The following is a 24,562-nucleotide window of genomic DNA, read 5'->3' on the forward strand; positions in this document are numbered from 1 at the left end:
TAGAAAATAATATATAAGAATAATTTAGCTCCAGAGGAGCGGCACAAATTTTTAGAATTAAAAGCATAAGGTAAAATGAAAAATTTAAAGAACATTTTTGTTGTTGTAATTGCATTTCTGGCAACCATTCAAATGAATGCCAAAATCAAACTGCCGGCATTGTTTACAGATAACATGATGCTGCAGCAAAAGTCAAATGCGCCAATTTGGGGCTGGGCAGAAAAGAACACTAATGTTACAGTAAAAACTTCGTGGGATTCTAAAACCTACAAGATAAAAGCAGACAACTCCGGTAAATGGAATACAGCTTTGCAAACGCCGTCATTTGGTGGTCCGTTTACAATTGAAGTTGTTGAAGGAAGCGAAAAAGTGATCGTTAAAAATGTTTTAATCGGCGAAGTTTGGTTGTGTTCCGGGCAATCGAATATGGAAATGCCTTTGAAAGGTTTTCAGGGACAGCCGGTTAAAAACGGAAACGAAATCATCGTAAGAGCAGCCAATAAAAACATTCGGTTAATCACCATTCCGCGTGCGACTGTTTTAGAACCTTTGCAGGATTTTGAAGGAAAATGGGAAGTAGCTTCGCCAAAATCAACTTCTAATTTTAGCGCTACGGCTTGGTATTTTGGATCGCTTTTACAGGAAGTTTTAGACGTTCCGGTTGGATTGATTCATGTTTCTTACGGAGGTTCAAGCATGGAAGCGTGGATGAATCAGGAAATGCTGAAAGATTTCGCCAGCGCTAAAATTCCAACAACAAAAGAAGAATTGGCAAAAGATCCAAATCGTGTGCCTACAACTTTGTTTAACGGAATGCTTTCGCCTGTAATTGGTTACGGAATAAAAGGCTGTATCTGGTATCAGGGAGAATCGAATTACGAAAGAGCATCTGAATACACTGCTTTAATGAAAAAAATGGTTTCAAGCTGGAGAGCTTTGTGGAAACAGGGAGATTTCCCTTTTTACTACGCTCAGATAGCGCCGTTTAATTATGCCTCTTTTCATCCAAAAGATTATTTGGAGAAATACAATTCGGCTTATTTGAGAGAGGCGCAGTTTAAAGCTTCAAAGGAAATTCCGAATTCGGGAATGGCGGTTTTAATGGACGTTGGAGAAGAAAATAACATTCACCCAATGGACAAAGAAAAAGGAGGAAACCGACTGGCGTTTCAGGCTTTGGCAAAAACATACGGAATCGAAGGTTTCGAATTCGAAAGTCCGAAATACAAATCAATGGAAATAAAAGACGGTTCGGTCACCGTTTCTTTTGATGATGTTGCCAACGGAATTACCTCTTATGATAAAGAAGTAACAGGTTTTGAAATAGCGGGAGAAGATAAAGTTTTCTATCCGGCAAAAACGGTAGTGAGAAGAAAATCAGTGGTTTTAACTTCGGATAAAGTAAAGAAGCCAGTTGCTATCCGTTATTTATGGAAGGATTTTGTAAAAGCGGAATTGTTTAGTGCGGGCGGTTTGCCGGTTTCTTCTTTTAGAACAGATGAATGGTAATTATGAGTTATGAGTTATGAGTTTTGGCGTCTAGTTTGTCATTTCGATCCCGAGGCTTCGGGAGAGAAATCTTCGTTGCAAGATCGACAAAGATTGCGGAGCTACTTGTGAAGATTTCTCCTTCGTCGAAATGACAAAAATCACGGTAAATCTGCTCAATCAGCTAAATCTGCGAGAGAGAAAATTTAATAGCCTTGCAGGAAAGAAAAAAAAAATGAAATACATAAAATACATACTTCTCTTCACTACGCTTTTCCTTAAAGCGCAAGTTCCTGTGCTCGAAAATTACAATCAGGTTTGGACAACGCAGAGCAATAATTCATCAGAATCAATGCCATTGGGAGGCGGAGATATTGGTATGAATGTATGGGTAGAAAAAGGCGATTTGTACTTTTATTTTTCGCGAAGCGGGACTTTTGACGAACACAATACTTTGCTGAAATTAGGAAGGGTAAAGGTGACGTTAACACCGAATCCTTTTGAGGGAGCAGCAGGTTTTCATCAGGAATTGAAACTAAAAGACGGATATGTTTTAGTCGGGCAGAATGACACTAAAATCAAACTTTGGGTAGATGTTTTTAAACCGATAATTCACGTTGATTTAGAAAGTAAAAATGCATTAAAAATGACGGCTTCTTATGAAAGCTGGCGTTATAAAAACCGCGATTCAAAAGGAAAAGCTAATAATGCCAATTCCTATAAATGGGCGCCTCAGGGAGATATTGTGACTTATAAAGATTCGATTTCATTTGAAAATAACGGCATAAAATTTTACCATAGAAACAGGGAAAATACCGTTTTTGATGTGGCTGTAAAACAGCAGAAAATGGAATTGGTTAAAGAGCAAATGCTAAATCCGCTTAAAAATTTAACTTTCGGCGGCTTTATGACGGGCGATAATCTAAAACCTGACGGAACGTATCTAGGAAAATACCAATCGACAGATTTTAAAGGTTTTAATTTGTCCAGTATAAAACCATCTAAAAAACATGCATTAGAAATTTATTTAAATACCAATCAATCTGCTTTTTCGACTTGGGATAATGGATTGAAAAGTCTGATTTCTGTAAACAAGAACACAGCAAAACAAGCAGAAAAAAACACGATAAAATGGTGGAATAATTTCTGGAACCGCAGTTTTATTTTTACTCAGAAAAAGCAATCGAATGCCAAAGATTCGGTTTATCAAATCGGACAAAATTATCAGCTGTTTCGATTTATGCTCGGCTGTAATGCCTATGGAAAATATCCAACAAAATTCAACGGCGGATTGTTTACCGTTGATCCCGTTTTTACGAATCCCGATTTAGATTTTACACCTGATTTCAGGAATTGGGGAGGAGGAACCATGACGGCTCAAAATCAAAGATTGGTTTATTTTCCGATGGTAAAAAGCGGTGATTTTGATATGATGAAATCACAGCTGGATTATTATTTGAGTCTCCAGAAAAATGCCGAATTAAGAAGCAAAGTATATTGGAATCATCATGGCGCTTCGTTTACAGAACAATTGGAAAATTTCGGGTTGCCAAATCCTGCAGAATACGAATGGAAACGTCCGGCAGATTACGATCCCGGAATGGAATACAATGCGTGGCTGGAATATGAATGGGACACGGTTTTTGAATTCTGCCAAATGATGTTACAGCAAAAAGAATATGCTGGAGAAGATATTCAGATATACAATGCTTTCATAATCAGCTGCCTTCGTTTTTTTGATGAACATTATCAATATTTAGCGAAACAAAGAGGGAGGAAAGCATTGGACGGAAACGGCAAACTGGTTCTTTTTCCGGGTTCGGGAGCAGAAACCTATAAAATGGCAAATAATGCCAATAGTACCATTTCGGCTTTGCAAGTTATTACAGCCAATCTTTTAAACCTTTCTGCAAAAGAATTGTCCAAAGAAGAAGCCGAATATTTAAAAGCATTTCAAAACAGAATTCCGCCTTTAAATTTTGGACAGATTGAAAACCATAGAGTTTTACTTCCTGCAAAATCTTGGGAAAGAGTGAATAATTCGGAAGTGCCGCAATTATATCCAGTTTATCCGTGGGGAATTTACAGCATTGGAAAACCTGATTTAGAAACGGCTTTAAACACTTGGAAATACGATCCTGATGCTCTAAAATTTAGAAGTCATATTGGATGGAAACAAGACAATATTTTTGCAGCGCGTTTGGGATTAACAGAAGAAGCCGCGAAATACAATACCTTAAAAATGGCGAATTCAGACCGACGTTTTCCTGCCTTTTGGGGACCAGGATTTGACTGGGTTCCAGATCATAATTGGGGCGGTTCGGGAATGATTGGCATGCAGGAAATGCTTTTGCAGGAAACTGATGGAAAGATATATCTTTTTCCAGCCTGGCCAAAAGATTGGAACGTTCATTTTAAATTACATGCGAAACAAAATACAACGGTTGAAGCCGAACTCCTGAATGGAGAATTGAAGGTTTTAAAAGTTATTCCGGAAGAAAGAAAAAAAGACATTATAAATCTGTTAGGAAAATCTGAAGCAGCAAAAACAAAATTAAACTAACTATTACCAAACAAAAATGATAAAGAAATTAATTAGCGCTGCTTTTTTGTCGCTCATTTTGACCACAAACGGGCAAGCACAATCAGCGCAGCATACTGATAAACAAATAGTAAAAGTCGATTTTGACTTTTTCCAAAGAAGACTGGAAGAAGTTCACGATCCGAGTTATGATTCTTGGGTAATCAACGAAGGAAAAGAAGCTGAAAAATCATTTAATAATGTGGCATTTAAGTTAAAAGGAAATTTTACTTCTAAGTGGTACAAAGTCGGAATGAGTGCACCGCATTACAACAAATTAGGAAGTGACGGTTTAGTAACTTCTGAAAATTTAGAATTGAAAATCAGCGGATTGAAAGCAGGAAAACATACGCTTTTAACTTTTCATAACGCTTTTGATGTCATTACAGGAAAAACTTTTTCTCCGATAAAAATATTCGTAAACGGAAAACTGCAGCAAACGGTAAATGCGAGTCAGAGAGCCAATGCTAAAATTGATGCAGCGATGGCGTATATCACTTTTAATGCAGAAAAAGGCAAAGATGTAATTGTTCGTTTTGAAATCGATCCGACTTCAAATCCTGATGTCGTAAAACAAATCGTCATCAATGGTTTTGAAATTGATACGCCAAACCTAATGAATCAGGCGCGTACTCCTGAACCAAGAAACCGTGATGAACATGTTGAAGTGGGGAAAACTCTAACTTTAAAATGGGATGCCATCAAAAATGTGGCAGCTCATAAGTTGTATTTTGGCGAAGATAAAAATGCCGTAGAAAATGCAACAGAATCTTCAAAAGAATTTAAAGGAAAGTTGACAGATAAAAGTTTTACAGTTTCTGACTTATATTCAGGGACAACGTATTACTGGAGAGTGGATGAAGTGGATGCAAATGGCGAAGTAACTTTAGGAAATGTGTGGTCGTTTAAGCCTGCCCAATTGGCATTTCCGGGAGCAGAAGGTTACGGCCGTTATGCTGTTGGAGGACGCGGGGGAAAAGTAATTGAAGTAACCAATTTAAATGATGACGGACCTGGAAGTTTACGTGATGCCATCAATCAGGAAATTGGGCCGAGAACGATTGTTTTTACTGTTTCAGGAAATATAAAACTGGCTTCACGATTAGTGGCAAATCAGCCTTATATCACTATTGCGGGGCAGACAGCGCCGGGCGAAGGAATTACCATCAGCAGAGCTCCAATTGGGTTGACTGGAAATGATGGTGTTGTGCGCTTCTTAAAAGTAAGAATTGGAGGCGGTACTACTTTTGACGGAATGGGATTAACGGGTGCTGACTACAGTATTATTGACCACTGTTCGATCAGTTGGACGATAGACGAATCGTTTAGTTCTCGTGGTGCGCATCATATTACGCTGCAGCGAACTTTAATTTCTGAAGCGTTGAATGTGGCAGGTCATGATAAATACGAAGCAGGAAAAATGCACGGATATGCAGCTACAATTGGCGGTGATATTGGTAGTTTTCATCATAACTTACTGGCTCATAACTACGGTAGAAACTGGAGTATTGGCGGTGGTTTAAGCGGTGACGGATTTTACACAGGAAGATTGGATATCACCAATAATGTGGTTTACAACTGGGGAAAAAGAACAACAGACGGTGGTGCAAACGAGGTAAATTTTGTCAATAATTATTATAAACCGGGAGCTTCAACAGCAATTTTTGTAGCGTTAAATGCACAGCACGAAGGTGTTGGAAAAGGAATGCAGCGTTATTATTTTGATGGAAATGTGATGCCGGGTTATTTTGATGAAAAATCTCAGGATAAGGGCAGAAAATCTACCGTTACAAATAAAGAGAAAGTGGAATATGAAACTTTTGTAGATAAACCATTTTTTCCTTCCTATGTAGAAACGCAGTCAGCGAAAGCGGCTTATAAAAACGTACTTTCAGATGTTGGGGCGAATCAGCCGTTTTTTGATAAACACGATAACCGAATTATTGGTGAAACTTTAAAAGGAACTTTTACTTATAAGGGAAGTAAAAGTGGTCTTGGCGGCATGATTGATAACGAACAGGACGCAGGTGGATGGCCAAACTTTGCTTCAGAAACCCGCCCAGCAGATTGGGATATCGATCATGACGGATTGCCAAACTGGTGGGAAAAAGCTTTTGGTTTAAACGAAAATTCAAAAGCAGGAGATTTTTCAGATGCGAATCAAGATACGGATAAGGATGGTTTTACGCAATTAGACAATTATCTGGATTGGCTGTCAACGCCTCATTATTTTGTGAATTCAGAAGATAAGAAAGTTTTAAATGCAGGAAATTTTTTCAAAGGTTATGAAAACAAACCTGTTTACACTTTCTCTGATCTTAAAAATGGAAAAGTAGTTTTAAAAGGAAAAGAAATTCAGTTTTCAACCGTTGAAAAAGGATTCGCTTCTTTCGTACTAACCGTAAAAGATGCCGACGGAGATTCAATGAGCAGAACAATTAATTTCTTTGTAAAATAATATAAAAGTATTTCACGCAGATTTTGCAGATTTAAGCTGATATATTTTTGATCTATTTTCTAAAAAAAAAAATCTGCGCAGATCTGCTTAAATCTGAGAAATCTGCGTAAAAAAATCGCGAATGAAGATAAAAAGTCCGTTATAATCCGCGTTTTTACGAAGTAAATCCGTTTCATTAGCGTTTTCAATAACACAATATAAATCAAAATGAAAAAGAACATCATCCTATCCTCTTTATTTCTTTCAACAGTAATCTTTGCACAAAACAAAGGTTTGGTTGCGAATTCAGAAAGTCCGTATTCAAAACTGCAAAGCATTGGCTTACAAGATGTAAAATGGACAAATGGTTTCTGGAAAGAACAATTTGATGTAGAAACCAAAAACACCCTGCCTTATATGTGGGATTTGTATCATAACGATGAGATTTCGCATGCTTACAAAAACTTCGAAATTGCAGCAGGGGTAAGCAAAGGAACATTTAAAGGTCCTTCGTTTCATGATGGTGATTTCTACAAGATTTTTGAAGGAATGGCGGCCACTTATGCGGTTACAAAAGATAAAAAACTCGATCAGGAAATGGACAAAGCTATTGCGCTTTTCGCGAAAGTACAGCGCAAAGACGGTTATATTCATACACCTGTTTTAATTGATGAACGCTGGGGGACTTTAGGACCGGAAGAAGTAAAAAAACAGCTGGGTTTTGAGAAATACAATATGGGACATTTAATGACTGCAGCCTGTATTCATTATCGTACTACAGGAAAAACCAACTTTTTGAATATTGCAAAAGGCGTTGCCGATTTCTTATATGATTTCTACAAAAAAGCATCACCGGAACTGGCTCGAAATGCGATTTGTCCGTCCCATTATATGGGAATTGTCGAAATGTACAGAACGACCAAAAATCCGAAATATCTGGAACTTGCCAATAATTTAATTGACATTAGAGGAACTACAAATGATGGAACCGATGACAATCAGGATCGCATTCCGTTTAGACAGCAGACCACTGCAATGGGTCACGCTGTTAGAGCGAATTACCTATATGCTGGAGTAGCCGATTTGTATGCCGAAACGGGAGAAAAGAAACTCTTAGACAATCTGGAATCGATTTGGGATGATGTAACGTACCGTAAAATGTACATTACAGGAGGCTGTGGTTCTTTATACGACGGCGTTTCGCCAGACGGAACTTCTTACGATCCAACGGTAGTACAGAAAATTCACCAGGCTTACGGCCGTCCTTTTCAATTACCAAATGCAACGGCTCATACCGAAACCTGTGCCAATATTGGAAATGTTTTATGGAACTGGAGAATGCTTCAAATTACCGGAGATGCCAAATATGCTGATATTGTAGAGTTAGCACTTTATAATAGCGTACTTTCCGGAATGGATTTGGAAGGAGAAAAATTCCTTTATAATAATCCGCTGAATGTGTCTAATGATCTGCCGTTTCACCAAAGATGGGGAAATGAACGTGAAGGTTATATTGCCTTATCAAACTGTTGTGCGCCAAACGTAACGAGAACAGTTGCCGAAGTTGGAAATTATGCTTACAATCTTTCAAAAGAAGGTTTGTATGTAAATTTATACGGAAGTAATTCTTTGAAAACAAAATCGTTAAACGGAGAAGAAATCGAAATCGAACAGCAGACGAATTATCCTTGGGACGGAAAAATAACATTGAAAATTGTAAAAGCACCAAAAGATTTACAGAATTTCTTTTTAAGAATTCCGGGCTGGAGCCAGAATGCTTCGGTTTCAGTTAATAACTTAAAAAGTAATGACAAAATCGTTTCCGGCACTTATTTCAAATTAAATCAAAAGTGGAAAAAAGGAGATGTGATCGAATTAAATCTTCCAATGCCGGTTGAATTAATGGAAGCCAATCCATTGGTTGAAGAAGTTAAAAATCAAATCGCTGTAAAAAGAGGACCGCTGGTTTATTGTTTAGAATCAGATCAGCTTCCTGCAAAAACAAGTGTAAATGATATAGCTTTAAATGTGAATTCGAAATTTACGACTAACAATTTCACCCTTAATAATAGAAATTTAGTAAGCATTGATGCAGAAGCGGTCATAAAATCTGATAATTCGTGGAATAAAACTTTGTACAAACCGCTTAATTCCAAAGATGCAACTGCAGTACCAGTCAAATTGATTCCGTATTTTGCATGGGGAAATAAAGGAAAAGGGGAAATGACGGTTTGGATGTCGCATTAGAAATTACAGAGTAAATTCCTATTTTTGGTAGAGGCGCACTGCTGTGCGTCTTACGCATTTGGATCAATAATTATTAGCAACAATTAAAATCAACATGGCGTAGACGCACTGCGGTGCGTCTCTATAGATACACTTTATCTAAAACTTTAAAATGAGACTTTATGAAATACATTCTAGCATTATTTTTACTAACAACATTTTCAATTTCAGCCCAAACGCTCGATAATAAATTGGCTTTAACCGTTGCCCAAGATGGTTCAGGAGATTTTAAAACCATTCAGGAAGCGGTTAACAATGTAAAAGACAATTCAGAGAAACGCGTTGTAATAACCATAAAGCCAGGAAAGTATGTTGAGAAATTGGAGATTCCGGCTTCAAAAGCATTTATCGCTTTAAAAGGAACTGATCGAAATAAAACCATTATTTCATTTGATGATTATTCGGGAAAACCGCTTCGAGAAAAAGATCCCTCAGGAAAGACTGCTTTTGGAACGGGAACATCTTATTCATTTTTGATTAAAGGAAATGACTGCACGCTCGAAAATCTTACTGTAGAAAATACTGCAGGAAGAGTAGGGCAGGCGGTAGCACTTCATATTAAAAGTGATCGTGTTATAGTAAAGAACTGCAATCTTCTTGGTAATCAGGATACACTTTATTTATCCGAAAAAAAAACGCGTATCTATTTTGAAAACTGTTTCATCAATGGTACAACCGATTTTATTTTCGGTGCTGCAACGGCTTATTTTTATAAATGTACGATCGAAAGTTTAACGAACTCTTATATTACGGCTGCTTCAACGCCGCAAGGTCAGACTTACGGATTTGTTTTTGTTGATTGTAAGCTTACAGCCAAAGACAAATCAGTCGATAAAGTATTTTTTGGAAGACCTTGGAGACCCTATGCTCAAACTGTTTTTATCAATACAGATTTAGGTTCGCATATTATTCCAGAGGGTTGGAATGCATGGATTGATACAAGGTTTCCTGATAAAGATAAAACGGCTTATTATGCAGAATTTGGAAGCAAAGGTTTAAGCGCTAAAGAGATTTCTCAAAGAGTGTCATGGTCGCATCAATTAAATAAAGAAGACCTCAAAAAATATAGTAAAGATTTAGTTTTAAACGGATGGAATCCAAATAAGTAAATTGATGAAAAACGTTAGAATTTTATTAATCGGACTGTGCTCTTTGCTGGTGCTGGGCGCTTTTAATTATAAACAAAAAGTAACGACCATTTATTTAATTGGAGATTCTACCGTTGCTGATTATTCATTAGAAGAAAATTATCAAACCAAGAAATTTCCGCAAGTGGGCTGGGGGCAGGTTTTGCAGCCTTTTTTCCAGAAGGATAGTTTAAAACTGGTCAAAAATATTTTAGGCAATGTTAAAGAAGTAAAAATTGACGATCGGGCAAAGGGCGGCAGAAGTACTAGAACTTTTTTTCAAGAAGGACGCTGGGCTTCTGTTTACAATTCACTTCAAAAAGGAGATGTGGTTATGATGCAGTTTGGACACAATGATGCATCGGTCGAAAAAACAGAACGTTATGTAAACATTGAAGGCTATAAAGAGTTTCTGCGTCTTTTTATTAATCAGACCAAAGAAAAAGGAGCGATTCCGATTGTTCTCACGCCAGTTGCAAGAAATTATCCGTGGAAAGATGGTAAATTGACTAATGTGCACGGTGATTATCCTCAGGCAGCAATTGCTGTGGCAAAAGAATTAAATGTAAAGTATATTGATTTGAATGAACTTTCGATGAATTTCTTCTCATCCAAAGGACAGGAATATGTAACTGCAAATTATTTTATGAATTTTGAAGCGGGTAAATATCCTGCTTTTCCAGAAGGGCAAAAAGACAATACCCATTTTCAAACGCTTGGCGGTATTGAAGTCGCAAGATTGGTTTTTAAAGCAATGAAAGGACTTTGATTTTAAAAACTCAAACAGAATAGAATTATAAAAAGCACCAAAATTTAGTTTTGGTGTTTTTTTTTGCCTCAATTCCCAGCTGTTTTTATGAATTCATTTTTAATTGATCAGAATTTACTTTTAAAATTGCTTTGATATTAAAAAAATATTTGTCTTTTTTAATACTGTCTTGTGTTTATTTTTGTAAGTTTTTTTAATAGGAAATAAATTTGATTTTAACAATTTTTAATTAATTTTTGATAACGTTTTCGTATTTATAAGAGCTTCTGTATCAGTATTTCTAAAAAGGTGTTTTACAGAATATTTAGAAGAAGTTGTTTTTTGATGAAAATCTTGCGATATTTTAATTCAAACAGCTTTAGATATTTTATTTAATGCAAACATTTACTTCAATTTTTTGATTACATATATTTTTTTCATTCATTTTTTATTAATATTGTTTTTTTATAGTGTTTTTTTTTGAAATTATACGATTAAAACAGGATAGAGCAGGACGGTTGTAATCTAGTATCGTCATATTTTTGGAAGAATAAAATAAATGTGAATTAAACATTTAATAAGATATATTTAAGATTTATTTAATTTTTATCTGTTAAGAGTATCACATTTAAAAACATGACTAACTAACACTAATAAACTAACCAAAAAAAGACATTTATGAAACAAGCACTTTTAAAGAGATGTAGTTTTCTTTTGTTTGCAATGATGAGTGTATTGACCTACGCTCAAAATTCTAGCGGTACAGTAACTATAACGGGAGCTGTAACTGATAATGTATCTGGACTTCTGCCAGGAGTAAACGTTACAGAAAAATCTACTAAGAATACTGTTACAACAGATTTTAATGGTCAATTTCAAATTAAAGTAAAACCAAATGCAACTTTAGTTTTTTCTTTTATCGGAATGAAAAAACAAGAAATAGCTATTGGAACCAGTACAATTATAAATGTTAAATTGGCTGAAGATTCCAATGAGCTTCAAAACATTGTAGTAGTTGGATACGGAAGCCAGAAAAAGGAAAAGCTTACTGGAGCTATTGCTACAATTAGTGCATCCGATATTCAAGATCTTCCGGTTTCAAATTTATCAGAAGCTTTAAGAGGTCAGGTTCCTGGTCTTACAGTTATTGATGGAGGCGGTCGTCCTGGAGACGCAGGTGCGATTGAAATTCGTCAAACATATGGTTTCTCAAAAGATGGTAGTTCTAAAACTCCCTTAATTGTAATTGATGACATGATTCAGGTTGACCCTGTTAATGGTAGACCTTCATTGGACGCATTTAATAGATTAGATCCTTCTGAGATTGAGAGTATGACTGTTTTAAAAGATGCATCTGCGGCAATCTACGGTTCACGTGCATCTCAGGGAGCAATTGTAATTAAGACTAAAAGAGGAAAAAGCGGTGTTCCTACTTTTTCATACTTTAGTCAGTTTGCTGTAAATGACGCTGTCAGCCATAGTAAGACAATGAGCGCTTATGAATATGGAGTATTTTCTAATAGATATTTTAGAGGAAACAATAATATAGGAACCAATGGATCAAATCTTTTTTCGGATCGTGAATTAGAAGAAATGAAAGGTTTGGATTATGATTGGTTACAAGAAGCTTGGAAACCTGCAATTCAGCAGAAACATACTCTGAACGTAAGTGGTGGTACTGAGAAAGCTACTTATTTCGCAGGTATCAACTACTTTACACAAGGAGCTAACTTAGGAAGACAAGATTATAATAAATGGAATTTCCGTACCGGTATTACAGCAAAAATTTCTACTTCATTAGACTTCTCTGCTTCTGTTTCTGGTAATTCTGGTGATATTGAAAAATCATTTACTAAAGCATCGTCTGGTATTAATGACAGCAGTTATGGTTCTGCAGCTGGTGGTGAGCAAGCAGATTATGGACTTCTGCTGCACATGCCAAAGTATATTCCTTGGCAGACAGTTGTAAATGGACAAGACTATTATATGTCTCCATTTGCTCGTACAACTAGTACATTAGGATCTGCAAATGCTAATAATACAATTGCAGGATGGAATTATTTTGCAGCTATCAACAATGGTTCTAAGCAAGTATCTAGTGACTTTACCTATAACGTAAATATGTCTTTAAACTGGAAAGTTCCTTTTGTTAAAGGATTGTCTCTTAAAGGAACATATTCTAGAAATCAAAGTTCAAGCAGTTCAGAGCAAATTCAGCTTCCTTATGATTTAGCGAGAATAATGGGTTACGAAAAATTGGATAACCACTTAGCAAGCGCTGCGCTGCCAACAACAGTAAATGATGGAGTTCATAATTATTATTCTCTTGAAACGAATGTTCGTAGTTCTAGAGTTTATTACAATACTTCTCTTTCAAAAGCTATTCAGGCTAACTTCTTTGCAGACTATAACAGAACATTTGACAACCATGAGATTGGAGCAATGTTCTCTGTAGAACGTTCTGAAACAGAATTTAATACAACTAGATTGGCTTACGAAAATACTGGAAAAGATTATGGAGGGTCTTATCAGACAGCTGGTACCTTAAGTACAAATTCACAAGCTCTAAAAGGAGAACAAGGAACTTTATCTTATTTAGGACGTGTTAATTACAGTTATAAGTCTCGATACATGCTGCAATTCCTTTTTAGAAGTGATGCTTCTACTAAATTTGCACCAGAAAATTACTGGGGATTCTTCCCATCACTTCAAGTTGGATGGATCGTTTCTAAAGAAAAATGGTTTAATGTACCAGCAGTAGATTTCTTTAAAGTTCGTTACTCTATTGGTAAAACAGGAAATGACAACATCAATGCTTGGAGATGGATGAAGCTTTATGATGTAGTGGCAGATAAAGGGTTTCAGTTTGGCAGCAATGGAGGAGTTCTTGGAGGTTCTGTAACACCAAGAGTAGAACCTAACAGAAATGTTGGATGGGATACAACTATTAAAAACAACTTAGGTCTTGATTTTGCGTTCTTAAAAAACAGATTATCGCTTACTACTGAATTTTACTATGATCAATCAAAAGATATGCTTACAGGAATGGCCGGTACGGTTGGTGTGCCGATCTCTGTGGGAGGTGGTTATGCAGAAGAAAACTATGCAGCTGTTGATTCTTGGGGAACTGAGGTAAGCGTAAACTGGAAAGATAATGTTAATAAAAACTTCAGTTATAACGTAGGTATTAACTTCGGACTATCTGATAACAAAGTTAAAAAATACCCAGAGCCTGCTATATTGCATCCATCAAATAATTTAGTACAAGAAGGACAATCTATGTTTTTCCCTCAATGGGGATTCAGAACTTGGAAAGAAACTTCAACTGGAGATGGTATTTTACGTACAGATCAGGATGTGGCAAACTATTGGTCTTACTTAACAGAGCGTGCTACTGCAGCTGGTGTTCAGCCTAATTATATGGGAATTTCTAATGTTGCAGATATGAGAAAAGGAATGCTGGCTTATCAAGACGTTGGAGGGCAATTTAATAGTACTGATGGAACTCAGGCAGGACCGAACGGACAAATTCAAAAAAATGAGGATTATATTAAATTAGTTAATAATACCAGAACATACGGTTTTACTACTAACTTAGGAGCAAGATACAAGTCATTTTTCATTAAAACACAAATTGGAACATCTTGGGGCGGTTACCGTGCTATCGATGTAGTAAAACAAGGAACAGGATCAACACACAATATGTGGGCTCGTGAGACTTTTTGGAATGACATGTATGCAGACGATAATGTAAATGGTAGATATCCTAACTTAAATAGTACAGGTCAAGATTATCTTACCGCACCATCAGATTTCTGGATGCTGGATACTTTCCGTTGTACCGTTAGAAACTTGACACTTGGTTTTGATATGCCTAAAGAGCTTTTAGATAAAATTAAAATTGCAAAATGGTCAATTGGAGTTACTGGAAACAACCTTTGGGATTTATACAATCCTTATCCTGATCATTATCGTAATATGTACGATAGTTCTTCTGAGAATTATCCAACACTTAGAACATGGGCTGTTACTTTTAACATTACATTCTAATTCAATTAAAGATGAAAAGACAAATAAATAAATATATAGCTTTAGCACTTTTCGCAGTGCTAAGTACTTCCTGCAGTGATAACTTTTTGGAAGAAAAGAAAAATTTTGGAAGTGTTGACGATTCATTTTATGAAAGTCAAGAACGTGCTACATGGTATGTTAACAACGTATATTTTGATTATTATTCTGCTTTTAAATCTCCTGGACAAAGTTTAGTAGGTTCATTTACAGATGTATATTCAAAAATGACAGAAGAGATAGGAGGAATTCAGCCGCTTATCAATCCAAACATTACGTATGTTAATGCGGCAGATGCATCTGGGTATTTTGGTACTAAATTAGAAGATAAAATTAACAACCATCCATACAATAGAATTAGAGATTGTAATTCTTTTATTGCAGAAGTTGATGTAAAAGGAGCTAATTTGCCTAAGTCATTCCGTGATCAGGCAAAAGGACAGTTGTACTACCTTCGTGCTGTTCAGTATTTTGATTTATTGCGCGTTTATGGAGGAGTGCCAATTGTAACTGAAGTTCAAACACCAAGTGCAGTAGATCCAACGATTAAAGTTCCGAGAGGAACTGTTACTGAGGTTGTAGAACAGATTGTTAAAGATTTAGATATGGCGGCAAGTTTATTGCCAAGCAACTGGCCAGGAGAATATGGACGTGTAACCAAAGGTGCAGCTTTAGCTGTAAAATCTAGAGTATTACTAACTTATGCTAGTCCATTGTTTAACAAAAACTGGGATAGCTCTAATGAGCGTTGGAATGCAGCGCTTCAGGCTGGTTTAGCAGCAGAGACAGAATTATCATCAGCAGGATACGGACTATATGGAAATTCGGCTAAAGACTGGCAGAATATGTTTGCACTTGCAAATAATGCATTTTGTTCTGAGGCAATTACTACGCAGCTTTTATCAGCTAATAATACCAACCTTGGAGTAAATAATTCTTGGGAAAGAGGGATTCGCTTGTTCAGCCAAGGTGGTGTAAGCGGAATGGAAGCTCCAAAAGAAATGATCGATTTATTTCCTTTAGATGATGGTAGAAGACCAACTGCAGCTAATGGCTACGATTCGTTTCTATTCTTTCTTAAACGTGACCCTAGATTCTACAGAACATTTGCTTTTTCAGGTGTAAGATGGGATTATAAAGAAAATGCAAAACCTGTTGTTTGGGCATACAGATGGTTAGATAATGCTAACAAACCGTATTACAGTGATTCTAATAATGAAACTAGCCCTGCACTGGTTAGAAAAATGACTGATGTTACTGCAACAAATGCAAGTAGTTTTCAATATTCAGCAAATGATATTTTAGAATACCGTTATGCAGAATTGTTACTAAACATTGCAGAGTGTTACGCTGCATTAGGACAAACAAGTAACTCTGTTGCTTATTTGGGAAGAATAAGAAACCGTGTTGGAATACCATCAGGTAATAATTACGGAATTGGAACGCCGGCAGATAAATATGCAGCTATTGAAGCAGTTTTATATGAGCGCAGAGTTGAGTTAGCTTATGAAGGAAAACGTTTTTGGGATATTCAGAGATGGATGCTTTATGATAATGCCACTCTTCCTGGTACTACAGGCGGGACTGTAAGTAAATTAGGTTTACAACCTATTAACGGAACTCAGCGAACTGGTAACTATCTGCAGTATAAAAATACAGCAACATCTGCAGACCCTTTAGCTAATAGTCGTGCTAGTATTTCTGCAGATCCAGATTCGGCTAATTTCCAAACCCAATTGAATACATTGGCAGCTTTTTATACAGCTAACTTTGTACTTGTGGCGCCGCCAACACCAATGGATCAGGTAAATAACGTTGCAGTTAAAATTAAATTCAATCCAAATTATTATATCCAAGGATTACAAAATACAGTATTAGCACAAAATCCATGGTTAAAACAAACTATTGGTTGGAAAGATGCTTCTGGAGGAGATGGAGATTACAATTATCAACAATAAATTTTAGTGAACTTTTATTAAATTCACTAAAGAACATTATAAATTACATAAAGCTTTTCACCTGTATTCGTCAAAAGATACAGGTGATTTGTTTAAAAAGAATTACCACAATTAAAAATTAACATGAAAAACTCCGCATTATTTATCGCATCATCGCTGCTTTTTTTAGGAAGTGCAAAATGTTTTGCTCAATATCCTAAAATAAGCCCGGAAGTTCAAGCACAAGAAAAAGCAATTAAAGAAGAAGCAGCAAGACTTTCTGACGAAGCTTGGGCAAAAGCTTTAGTTGTTATTGAAGAAGAAGCAAAACATGGAAAACCTTATATTCCGTGGGCATCAAGACCAAATGATTTACCACAAGCAGAAATTCCTGCTTTTCCTGGAGCAGAAGGAGGAGGAATGTTTACTTATGGAGGTCGTGGAGGAAAAGTTTACACCGTTACAAGTCTTGAAGACCGCGGCGCTGGAACTTTACGCGAAGCTTGTGAACAAGGAGGAGCGAGAATTATCGTGTTTAATGTTGCCGGAATTATCAGACTTAAGAGTCCGTTAATTATTCGTGCGCCTTACATTACAATTGCTGGGCAGACAGCTCCTGGAGACGGAATCTGTATCGCAGGAGAATCAACTTGGATTGATACACACGACGTAATTATCAGACACATACGTTTTCGTCGCGGCGAAACTTTCGTAGGCCGTCGTGACGATGCTATTGGAGGAAATCCTGTTGGAAACATTATGATCGACCACGTATCAGCAACTTGGGGATTAGACGAAAACATGTCTATCTACAGACACATGTACAGCCCGGGTGCAGGTTACCCAGACGAAAAGAAACCAACTGTAAATATCACAATCCAAAACAGTTTATTTGGAGAAGCATTAGATACTTACAACCACGCTTTCGGAAGTACTTTAGGAGGAGAAAACTGCTCTTTTATGAGAAATATGTGGGCAAATAATGCTGGTAGAAACCCTTCAATTGGCTGGAACGGAATTTTCAATTTCGTGAACAATGTAGTTTTCAACTGGTACAACAGATCTACAGATGGTGGAGATTACACCGCAAACTACAACATCATCAACAACTTTTACAAACCAGGTCCAGTTACAGATTTGACTCAGCCAATCAGCTACAGAATCTTGAAACCAGAATCAGGAAGAAGTAAATTGCCTTATATGGTTTTCGGTCGTGCTTATGTAAACGGAAACGTGGTAAATAACAACGAAAAAGTTACTAAAGACAACTGGGACGGTGGTATTCAAATTGAAAATAAAAAAGGCGAGTTAATGACGTATGACGAAGCCAAAGATTATTTTGCAAAAATGAAAAGTGACAGACCATTTCCAATGCCTTGGTTTGGTAAAATAATGACTGCAGAGGAATCGTATGAATATGTGTTGAAAAATGTTGGAGCAACGCTGCCAATAAGAGATAAAGTAGACGAAAGAATCGTAAGAACTGTAAAAACAGGTGTTCCAGAATATGCAAAAGGATTAGAAAAAAAAGAATTCTATCAATTTGAGCACAGACGTTTACCGATGGATTCTTATAAAAAAGGAATCATTACAGATATTTCTCAAGTTGGAGGATATCCAGAATACAAAGGAAAACCTTATGTAGATACAGACAAAGATGGTATGCCGGATGCTTGGGAGAAAAAATACGGTTTAAATCCGAATGATCCATCAGACGCACAAGGAGATCTAAACGGAGACGGGTACACCAATATTGAAGATTACATCAACGGTGTAAACCCTGCAATAAAAGTAAACTGGAAAGATTTAGCTAATAACAAAGAAACATTAGTTAGACCTTTACTAGATTTAAAATAAGGAATAATTTTTGAAAACATTCTTGTTTAGTAATGAGCAAGAATGTTTTTAAATAACTAATAAATTAAAATCATGGTACTAAATAAAATAAATGCTGGTTTATTATCGCTGCTTTTTGCCTTTTCAACTTTAAATGCACAACAGCATTTAGATCCTGAATATGTAAAGGTTACTAACGAAAGAGCTGCAAAAATCGTTACCAAATTAGATTTAAAAAACGAAACAAAAGAAAAAGCAGTTTCAAATATTATTGCACAGCAGTTTAGAGATTTAACTGAAATTCAGGATGGGAGAGATGCCGAAATCAAAAAAGTAAAAGAAGATACTGCTTTAGCCAAAGAAAAACAAAACGAGAAAATTGATAAACTGAAATCAAAAGCAGATGAATCAATTGCAAAACTGCACAAATCTTACCTTAAAAAATTAGGCAAAGAATTATCAGAAGACAAAATTACTGAAGTTAAAGACGGAATGACTTACGGCGTGCTTCCTATAACAGTTGCAGGTTATAACGATATGCTTCCAAATTTAACAGCAGAACAAAAAGACTATATCTACAAAGCTTTAGTAGAAGCCAGAGAACATGCCATGGATGGCGGTTCTTCTAAAGAAAAACACGGCTGGTTTGGTAAATACAAAGGAAGAATCAACAACTATTTATCAAAACAAGGTTACGATCTAAACAAAGAGAGTAAAGATTGGCACGAACGCGTTGAGCAAAGAGAAAAGAATAAAGTAAAAGATTCTACTGCAAAAGAATAATTTTTTCCATCAAATTTTCTGTTACAACTATTAACTACAACCACACACAATTCAATGCATACTATTTTCCCTAACCGTACTTTAAAAAGAACATTTATGGCGTTGTCATTTTGTTCTCTTGTGTCATCTGCTTATGCGCAATATCCTGTAATTCCAAAACCAGTTCAGGAAAAAGCAGATGCTATTTTAGCCGATGAAGAAAAAAGGCTAAACGAAATCTGGACAAGCAACTATCCTATTATTCAGGAGCAGGCAAAACAAGGAAAACCGTATTTACCTTGGGCATCTTATCCTAAAGATTTTGTGGTGGCAGATATTCCGGCTTTTCCGGGTGCGGAAGGCGGTGGAGCATACACACAAGGCGGACGTGGCGGAAAAATATTTGTAGTTACGAGTTTAGAAGACAGCGGAAAAGGAACTTTTCGTGAAGCCTGTGAGGCAGTTGGAGCAAGAACAATTGTTTTTAACGTTTCGGGAATTATTCAATTGAAAAAAAGAATCAGCATGAGAGCGCCTTACGTTACAATTGCCGGGCAGACTGCACCGGGTGACGGAATTTGCATTGCTGGAGAGACTTTAGAAATTGATACTCATGACGTTATTATCAGACACATGCGTTTTAGACGCGGTGCAACCGAAGTAACAAGAAGAGACGATGCATTAGGCGGAAATCCGATGGGAAATATTATCGTAGACCACTGCTCAGTAAGCTGGGGATTAGACGAGAATATTTCGCTATACAGACATCAATTCGCTGCTAATGCAAAATCAAAACTGGAGAAATTACCAGCTTGTAATATTACCATTCAAAATACGATTTCTTCGGAAGGTTTAGATACTTATAATCATGCTTTTGGAAGTACAATCGGTGGATTAAACAGTACGTTTATGCGCAATTTATGGGCAGATAACATTTCAAGAAATGCTTCTATCGGAATGTACGGCGATTTTAATTTTGTGAATAACGTAGTATTCAATTGGTGGAATCGTACCCTTGACGGAGGTGATTATCGTTCGATGCTGAATATCATCAATAATTACTTCAAACCAGGTCCAATAACACCAGCAGATCAGCCAATTCGTTACAGAATTGTAAAACCGGAATCTGGTTATATCGAACCAAAACAATACGGAAGAGCCTATGTATCAGGTAACTTTATCGTAGGTTCTCCAGAAGTTACAGCAGATAACTGGAATGGCGGTATACAATTAGAAGATCTTCCTGAAGCGCAAACAAAAGAGTTTTTAGCAGCAATCAAACAGCCAAAACCTTTCTCAATGCCAAAGTTTACTATCATGTCGGCAGAAGAGGCTTATGATTTTGTTTTGACGAATGTTGGAGCGACAATTCCGAAAAGAGATGCAGTTGATGAAAGAATCATTAAACAAGTCCGCACCGGAAAAATCGAAGTAAAAGACGGTTTAGAAAATGCAATTGGAAAGGAATACATTAAAAGAAGACTGCCTGCAGATTCTTATAAAAAAGGAATTATAACACATCCTGACCAAGTGGGAGGTTATCCAACATACAAAGGAAAAGCATACAAAGATTCTGATAACGACGGAATTCCGGATGCATGGGAGAAAAAATTTGGGTTAAACCCGAATGATGCTTCAGATGCGGTTAAAGATTCAAACGGAGACGGATATACCAACATCGAAAAATATTTCAACGGAATCGATCCAAACAATAAAATTGACTGGACAAAAACCGAAAATAACACGGATACATTGGCGAAATTAAAAGGATTATTGCAATAAAGTCTTAAATTTAGTCACAAGAATATTCTTAAGAAATAGATAACCATCCAGTTTGTCATTTCGACGAAGGAGAAATCTCCGCAAGTAACTAACACAAAGTTTATCAAGCAAGTGGAGCAACTAACGAAGATTTCTCTCCCGAAGCCTCGGAATCGAAATGACAAGATTGTGGAAATTAGGAATGTAAATAATAAACCTAAAAATTATTAAGTTGAATTTTACCCAATTTAAAAATACAATCTCCCTTCAAAAAGATAAAATTATTTTATCTGCTTTCGCGATTCTTTTAACCATTCATATCGGAACAGCACAAACCAATTTCCCAGACATTATCAAAAACAAAGAAGGAAAACTTTCTTTCACAACAGATAATAAAGGAAACCAAATTCCTGATTTTTCTTATGCAGGATACATGGCATCAGAAAAAGCAATTCCGAATGTCGAGAATAAAATTTTTGTTCCAAAACAAGAAGAAGATGCAATTCAGAGAATTCAGGCTGCGATTGATTATGTAAGTAATTTAAAACCAAACAAATCAGGTTTTCGCGGAGCAGTACTTTTAGACAAAGGAACTTTTAAAATCAGCGGTACTTTATTTATTAAAAAATCAGGCGTTATTTTACGCGGAAGCGGCAATAATGAAAACGGAACCATTCTTTTAGGAACCGGATTAAAAAGAGAAGCTGTAATTAGAATTTTAGGAATTGACGATAAAAAACTGGGTGAAACCTTTGAATTCAGTACAAATTATACGCCGCTTGGAACCAAAACAATCCAACTAAAAAATACCTCAAAATTAAAACCATCAGATGAAATTATCATCACAAAACCTTTAACCGATAATTGGATTAAAGAGTTAAAAATGGACGATTTTGGTGCAGAAACAGGCTGGGTTGGCTGGAAAAAAAATGACTGGGATATTACCTGGAACAGAGTTGTAACCAAAATCAATGGCAATGAAGTAACCCTAAACGCTCCATTGACAATGGCTTTAGATGATGTTTACGGAACTGCAAAAGTAAACACCTATTCCTGGTCGGGAAGAATTGAGCAAATCGGAATCGAAAATATTTTGTTGAAATCAGCTTATGATACTTCAAAACCAAAAGACGAAGAACACAGATGGTTCGGAATCAGCATTGAAAACGCAAGAAATGCATGGGTAAAACAAGTCACTTTTAAGCATTTTGCCGGCGGAGCGGTTTCGGTATTAAAATCGGCACAGCAAATTACAGTTGAAGACTGTATTGCCACCGAACCCGTTTCTGAAATTGCAGGTTTTAGACGTCATACTTTTTATACAGAAGGACAGCAGACCTTATTTCAACGCTGTTATTCAGAATACGGCTACCACGATTTTGCGGTAGGCGGCTTTGGGACAACAGGACCAAATGTATTTATTCAATGCGAATCATTTTTGCCATTCAATAACAGCGGTGCCATCGGAAGCTGGGCAACAGGCGTATTATTTGAAATTTCTTATGTAGACGGCCACGCTTTAAGCTACAATAACAGAGAACAAAACGGAAGAGGAGCAGGATGGACCGCAGCAAACAGCGTTATTTGGGAAACATCAGCATCAAAAATAGAATGCTACAATCCGCCAACAGCGCAAAACTGGGCTTTTGGAACCTGGGGAGGTATTATGGCTGGCGACGGGCATTGGAAAGACGTAAACAACCATATTTCGCCAAGAAGTTTATTTTATGCCCAACTAGAAAACAGACTAGAAAAACTTCCTGTTAATCCGCATATTTATGATTTAGGTTCAGAACCTTCTTCAAGTCCTACAATGGAAGTTGCGGCCGAATTAACTAAAAGTTCAGTCGCTCCAAAGCAAAGTTTAGTAGAATGGATTGCAGAAGTTTCAAAAGCAAATCCAATTAATACAAACAATTCAGGACTTAAAAATGCGAATGATTTAAAAATAAATGCAGCGCAAAATACAATTTCAGATAAAAAAGTAACCACAAAAAATGGATGGCTTACTTATGACAATAAAGGAATCACCGGAAATAGATTAAGCGTGCCGTGGTGGCGCGGAAGTCTTAGAGACAGTGATATTTCTAAATCAGTTCCGGATGTTACAAGATTCGTTCCCGGAAGAACCGGAACCGGATTTACAGATAATATTAATGAAGTATCAGATTATTTGAGTACCAATAATATGGTTGCTTTAGAGCACAATTATGGTTTGTGGTATGAAAGAAGAATGGACGATCACGAAAGAGTTCGCCGTTTTGATGCCGATGTGTGGCCGCCGTTTTACGAACAGCCATTTGCCAGAAGCGGTCAGGATTTGGCTTGGGATCAATTAAGCAAATACGATTTAACAAAATTCAATGATTGGTACTGGGATCGTTTGTCGCTTTTTGCGAATGTGGCAGAAGCGAATGGACAATTGTTAGTCAATCAGCAATATTTTCAGCATAATATTATTGAAGCTGGAGCACACTGGTCAAGTTCACCGTGGCGTTCGGCCAACAATGTAAACAGCACCGGTTTTCCAGAACCACCGCCTTACGCAGGAGACAAACGTATTTTTATGGCAGAGCAGTTTTATGATGTTACGAATACTGCAAGAAGAAAATTGCACCAAGGTTTCATCAGAAAATCGCTGGAGAATTTTGCAGAAAACAGCAACGTAATTCAGTTAACAAGCGCCGAATATACAGGTCCGCTGCAATTTATGGAGTTTTGGCTGGACGAAGTTCAAAAATGGAAAGACGAAACGGGTAAAAAAGCAATCATTGGTTTAAGTGCTACAAAAGACGTTCAGGATGCTATTTTAAATGATGCCAATAGAGCCAAAACAGTAGATGCTATTGACATTCGTTATTGGTATTACAAGGAAGACGGATCGGCTTACGCACCAGAAGGTGCTAAAAATTTAGCACCAAGACAACACGCCAGAAAATTAAAAACCGGAAAAGAAACGGATAATCAGGTATATCGTGCCGTGCGTGAATACCGAGAAAAATATCCTGAAAAGGTAATTTTATATTCAACCGACGGTTCGCCAAGATTTGGGTGGCCGGCTTTAATGGCGGGCGCTTCATTGGCAAATGTTCCGAAAATCGAACTTCCTGAGTTTTATGCCGCTTTAAGCGAAATGAAATTAGTAGACGGAAATACGTTTTCAGACAATCTTTGGAAACTAGAAAACAAAGGAAAAAGTTATCTTTTTTATCTGAAAAATGATCAGGATATTTCAATTGATTTATCAAACGAAAAAGGAACTTTTGAAGTATACGCAATAAACGCAGCAACAGGAACTTTCAACAAAAAAGCCAATATAAGCGGAGGAAAACAAGTAACAATTCCACAAGCTGAAATAAAAGAAAAAGTACTTTTTGTAGTGAAGAAATAAAAGAAAAAGGTTTGCCACGAATTGCACGAATTAATTTTAAATTAAATCTGCGGTATCTGCCACACGAGCGATAGCGAACTGGCGAAGCAAATTTGCGAGAGTAAAAAATTTTCACGCAGATTTAAAAAGATCAAAGCAGA

General features: G+C 36.7%; 12 protein-coding genes. All 12 read left to right on the forward strand.

The annotated features are described in order from the left end of the window. Nucleotides 1–75 precede the first annotated feature (75 nt). The 12 genes from C4F50_RS14870 (at nt 76) to C4F50_RS14925 (ending at nt 24,422) form a co-directional block, all read left to right on the forward strand. On the forward strand, nt 76–1,509 hold the full coding sequence (locus tag C4F50_RS14870; protein WP_194139440.1) for a sialate O-acetylesterase: 1,434 nt from the start codon (nt 76–78) through the stop codon (nt 1,507–1,509). A gap of 214 nt (nt 1,510–1,723) precedes the next feature. After that, nucleotides 1,724–4,051, forward strand: a complete 2,328-nt coding sequence (locus C4F50_RS14875; protein ID WP_194139441.1) for a DUF5703 domain-containing protein — start codon at nt 1,724–1,726, stop codon at nt 4,049–4,051. A 16-nt stretch (nt 4,052–4,067) separates the two neighbouring features. Beyond that, nucleotides 4,068–6,527, forward strand: coding sequence for a pectate lyase family protein (locus C4F50_RS14880; RefSeq protein WP_194139442.1), 2,460 nt, complete (start codon nt 4,068–4,070; stop codon nt 6,525–6,527). A 207-nt stretch (nt 6,528–6,734) separates the two neighbouring features. Next, nucleotides 6,735–8,753, forward strand: a complete 2,019-nt coding sequence (locus tag C4F50_RS14885; RefSeq protein ID WP_194139443.1) for an aceric acid hydrolase — start codon at nt 6,735–6,737, stop codon at nt 8,751–8,753. Nucleotides 8,754–8,914: 161 nt separating this feature from the next. After that, nucleotides 8,915–9,901 (forward strand): pectinesterase family protein, encoded by a 987-nt coding sequence (locus tag C4F50_RS14890; RefSeq protein ID WP_194139444.1) that lies wholly within the window; start codon nt 8,915–8,917, stop codon nt 9,899–9,901. A 4-nt stretch (nt 9,902–9,905) separates the two neighbouring features. After that, nucleotides 9,906–10,688, forward strand: coding sequence for a rhamnogalacturonan acetylesterase (locus C4F50_RS14895; RefSeq protein WP_194139445.1), 783 nt, complete (start codon nt 9,906–9,908; stop codon nt 10,686–10,688). Nucleotides 10,689–11,345: 657 nt separating this feature from the next. Next, nucleotides 11,346–14,717 (forward strand): SusC/RagA family TonB-linked outer membrane protein, encoded by a 3,372-nt coding sequence (locus tag C4F50_RS14900; protein WP_194139446.1) that lies wholly within the window; start codon nt 11,346–11,348, stop codon nt 14,715–14,717. 11 nt (nt 14,718–14,728) lie between these two features. After that, complete coding sequence (locus C4F50_RS14905; protein WP_194139447.1) at nt 14,729–16,693, forward strand: RagB/SusD family nutrient uptake outer membrane protein; 1,965 nt, start codon at nt 14,729–14,731, stop codon at nt 16,691–16,693. A gap of 123 nt (nt 16,694–16,816) precedes the next feature. Further along, a complete protein-coding gene (locus C4F50_RS14910; RefSeq protein ID WP_194139448.1) occupies nt 16,817–18,529 on the forward strand; it encodes a polysaccharide lyase in 1,713 nt (570 codons plus the stop codon). A 72-nt stretch (nt 18,530–18,601) separates the two neighbouring features. Then, nucleotides 18,602–19,291, forward strand: a complete 690-nt coding sequence (locus C4F50_RS14915; RefSeq protein ID WP_194139449.1) for a DUF3826 domain-containing protein — start codon at nt 18,602–18,604, stop codon at nt 19,289–19,291. A gap of 54 nt (nt 19,292–19,345) precedes the next feature. Further along, the gene (locus tag C4F50_RS14920) at nt 19,346–21,052 is read left to right on the forward strand and encodes a polysaccharide lyase (RefSeq protein WP_194139450.1); all 1,707 of its coding nucleotides are present in this window, start codon (nt 19,346–19,348) and stop codon (nt 21,050–21,052) included. 211 nt (nt 21,053–21,263) lie between these two features. Beyond that, nucleotides 21,264–24,422: a DUF6298 domain-containing protein gene (locus tag C4F50_RS14925; protein WP_194139451.1), complete on the forward strand. Its 3,159-nt coding sequence runs from the start codon at nt 21,264–21,266 to the stop codon at nt 24,420–24,422. Nucleotides 24,423–24,562 lie beyond the last annotated feature (140 nt).

Origin of the sequence: Flavobacterium hungaricum (assembly GCF_015182285.1) — a bacterium.
In the GTDB taxonomy this organism is placed as follows: domain Bacteria; phylum Bacteroidota; class Bacteroidia; order Flavobacteriales; family Flavobacteriaceae; genus Flavobacterium; species Flavobacterium hungaricum.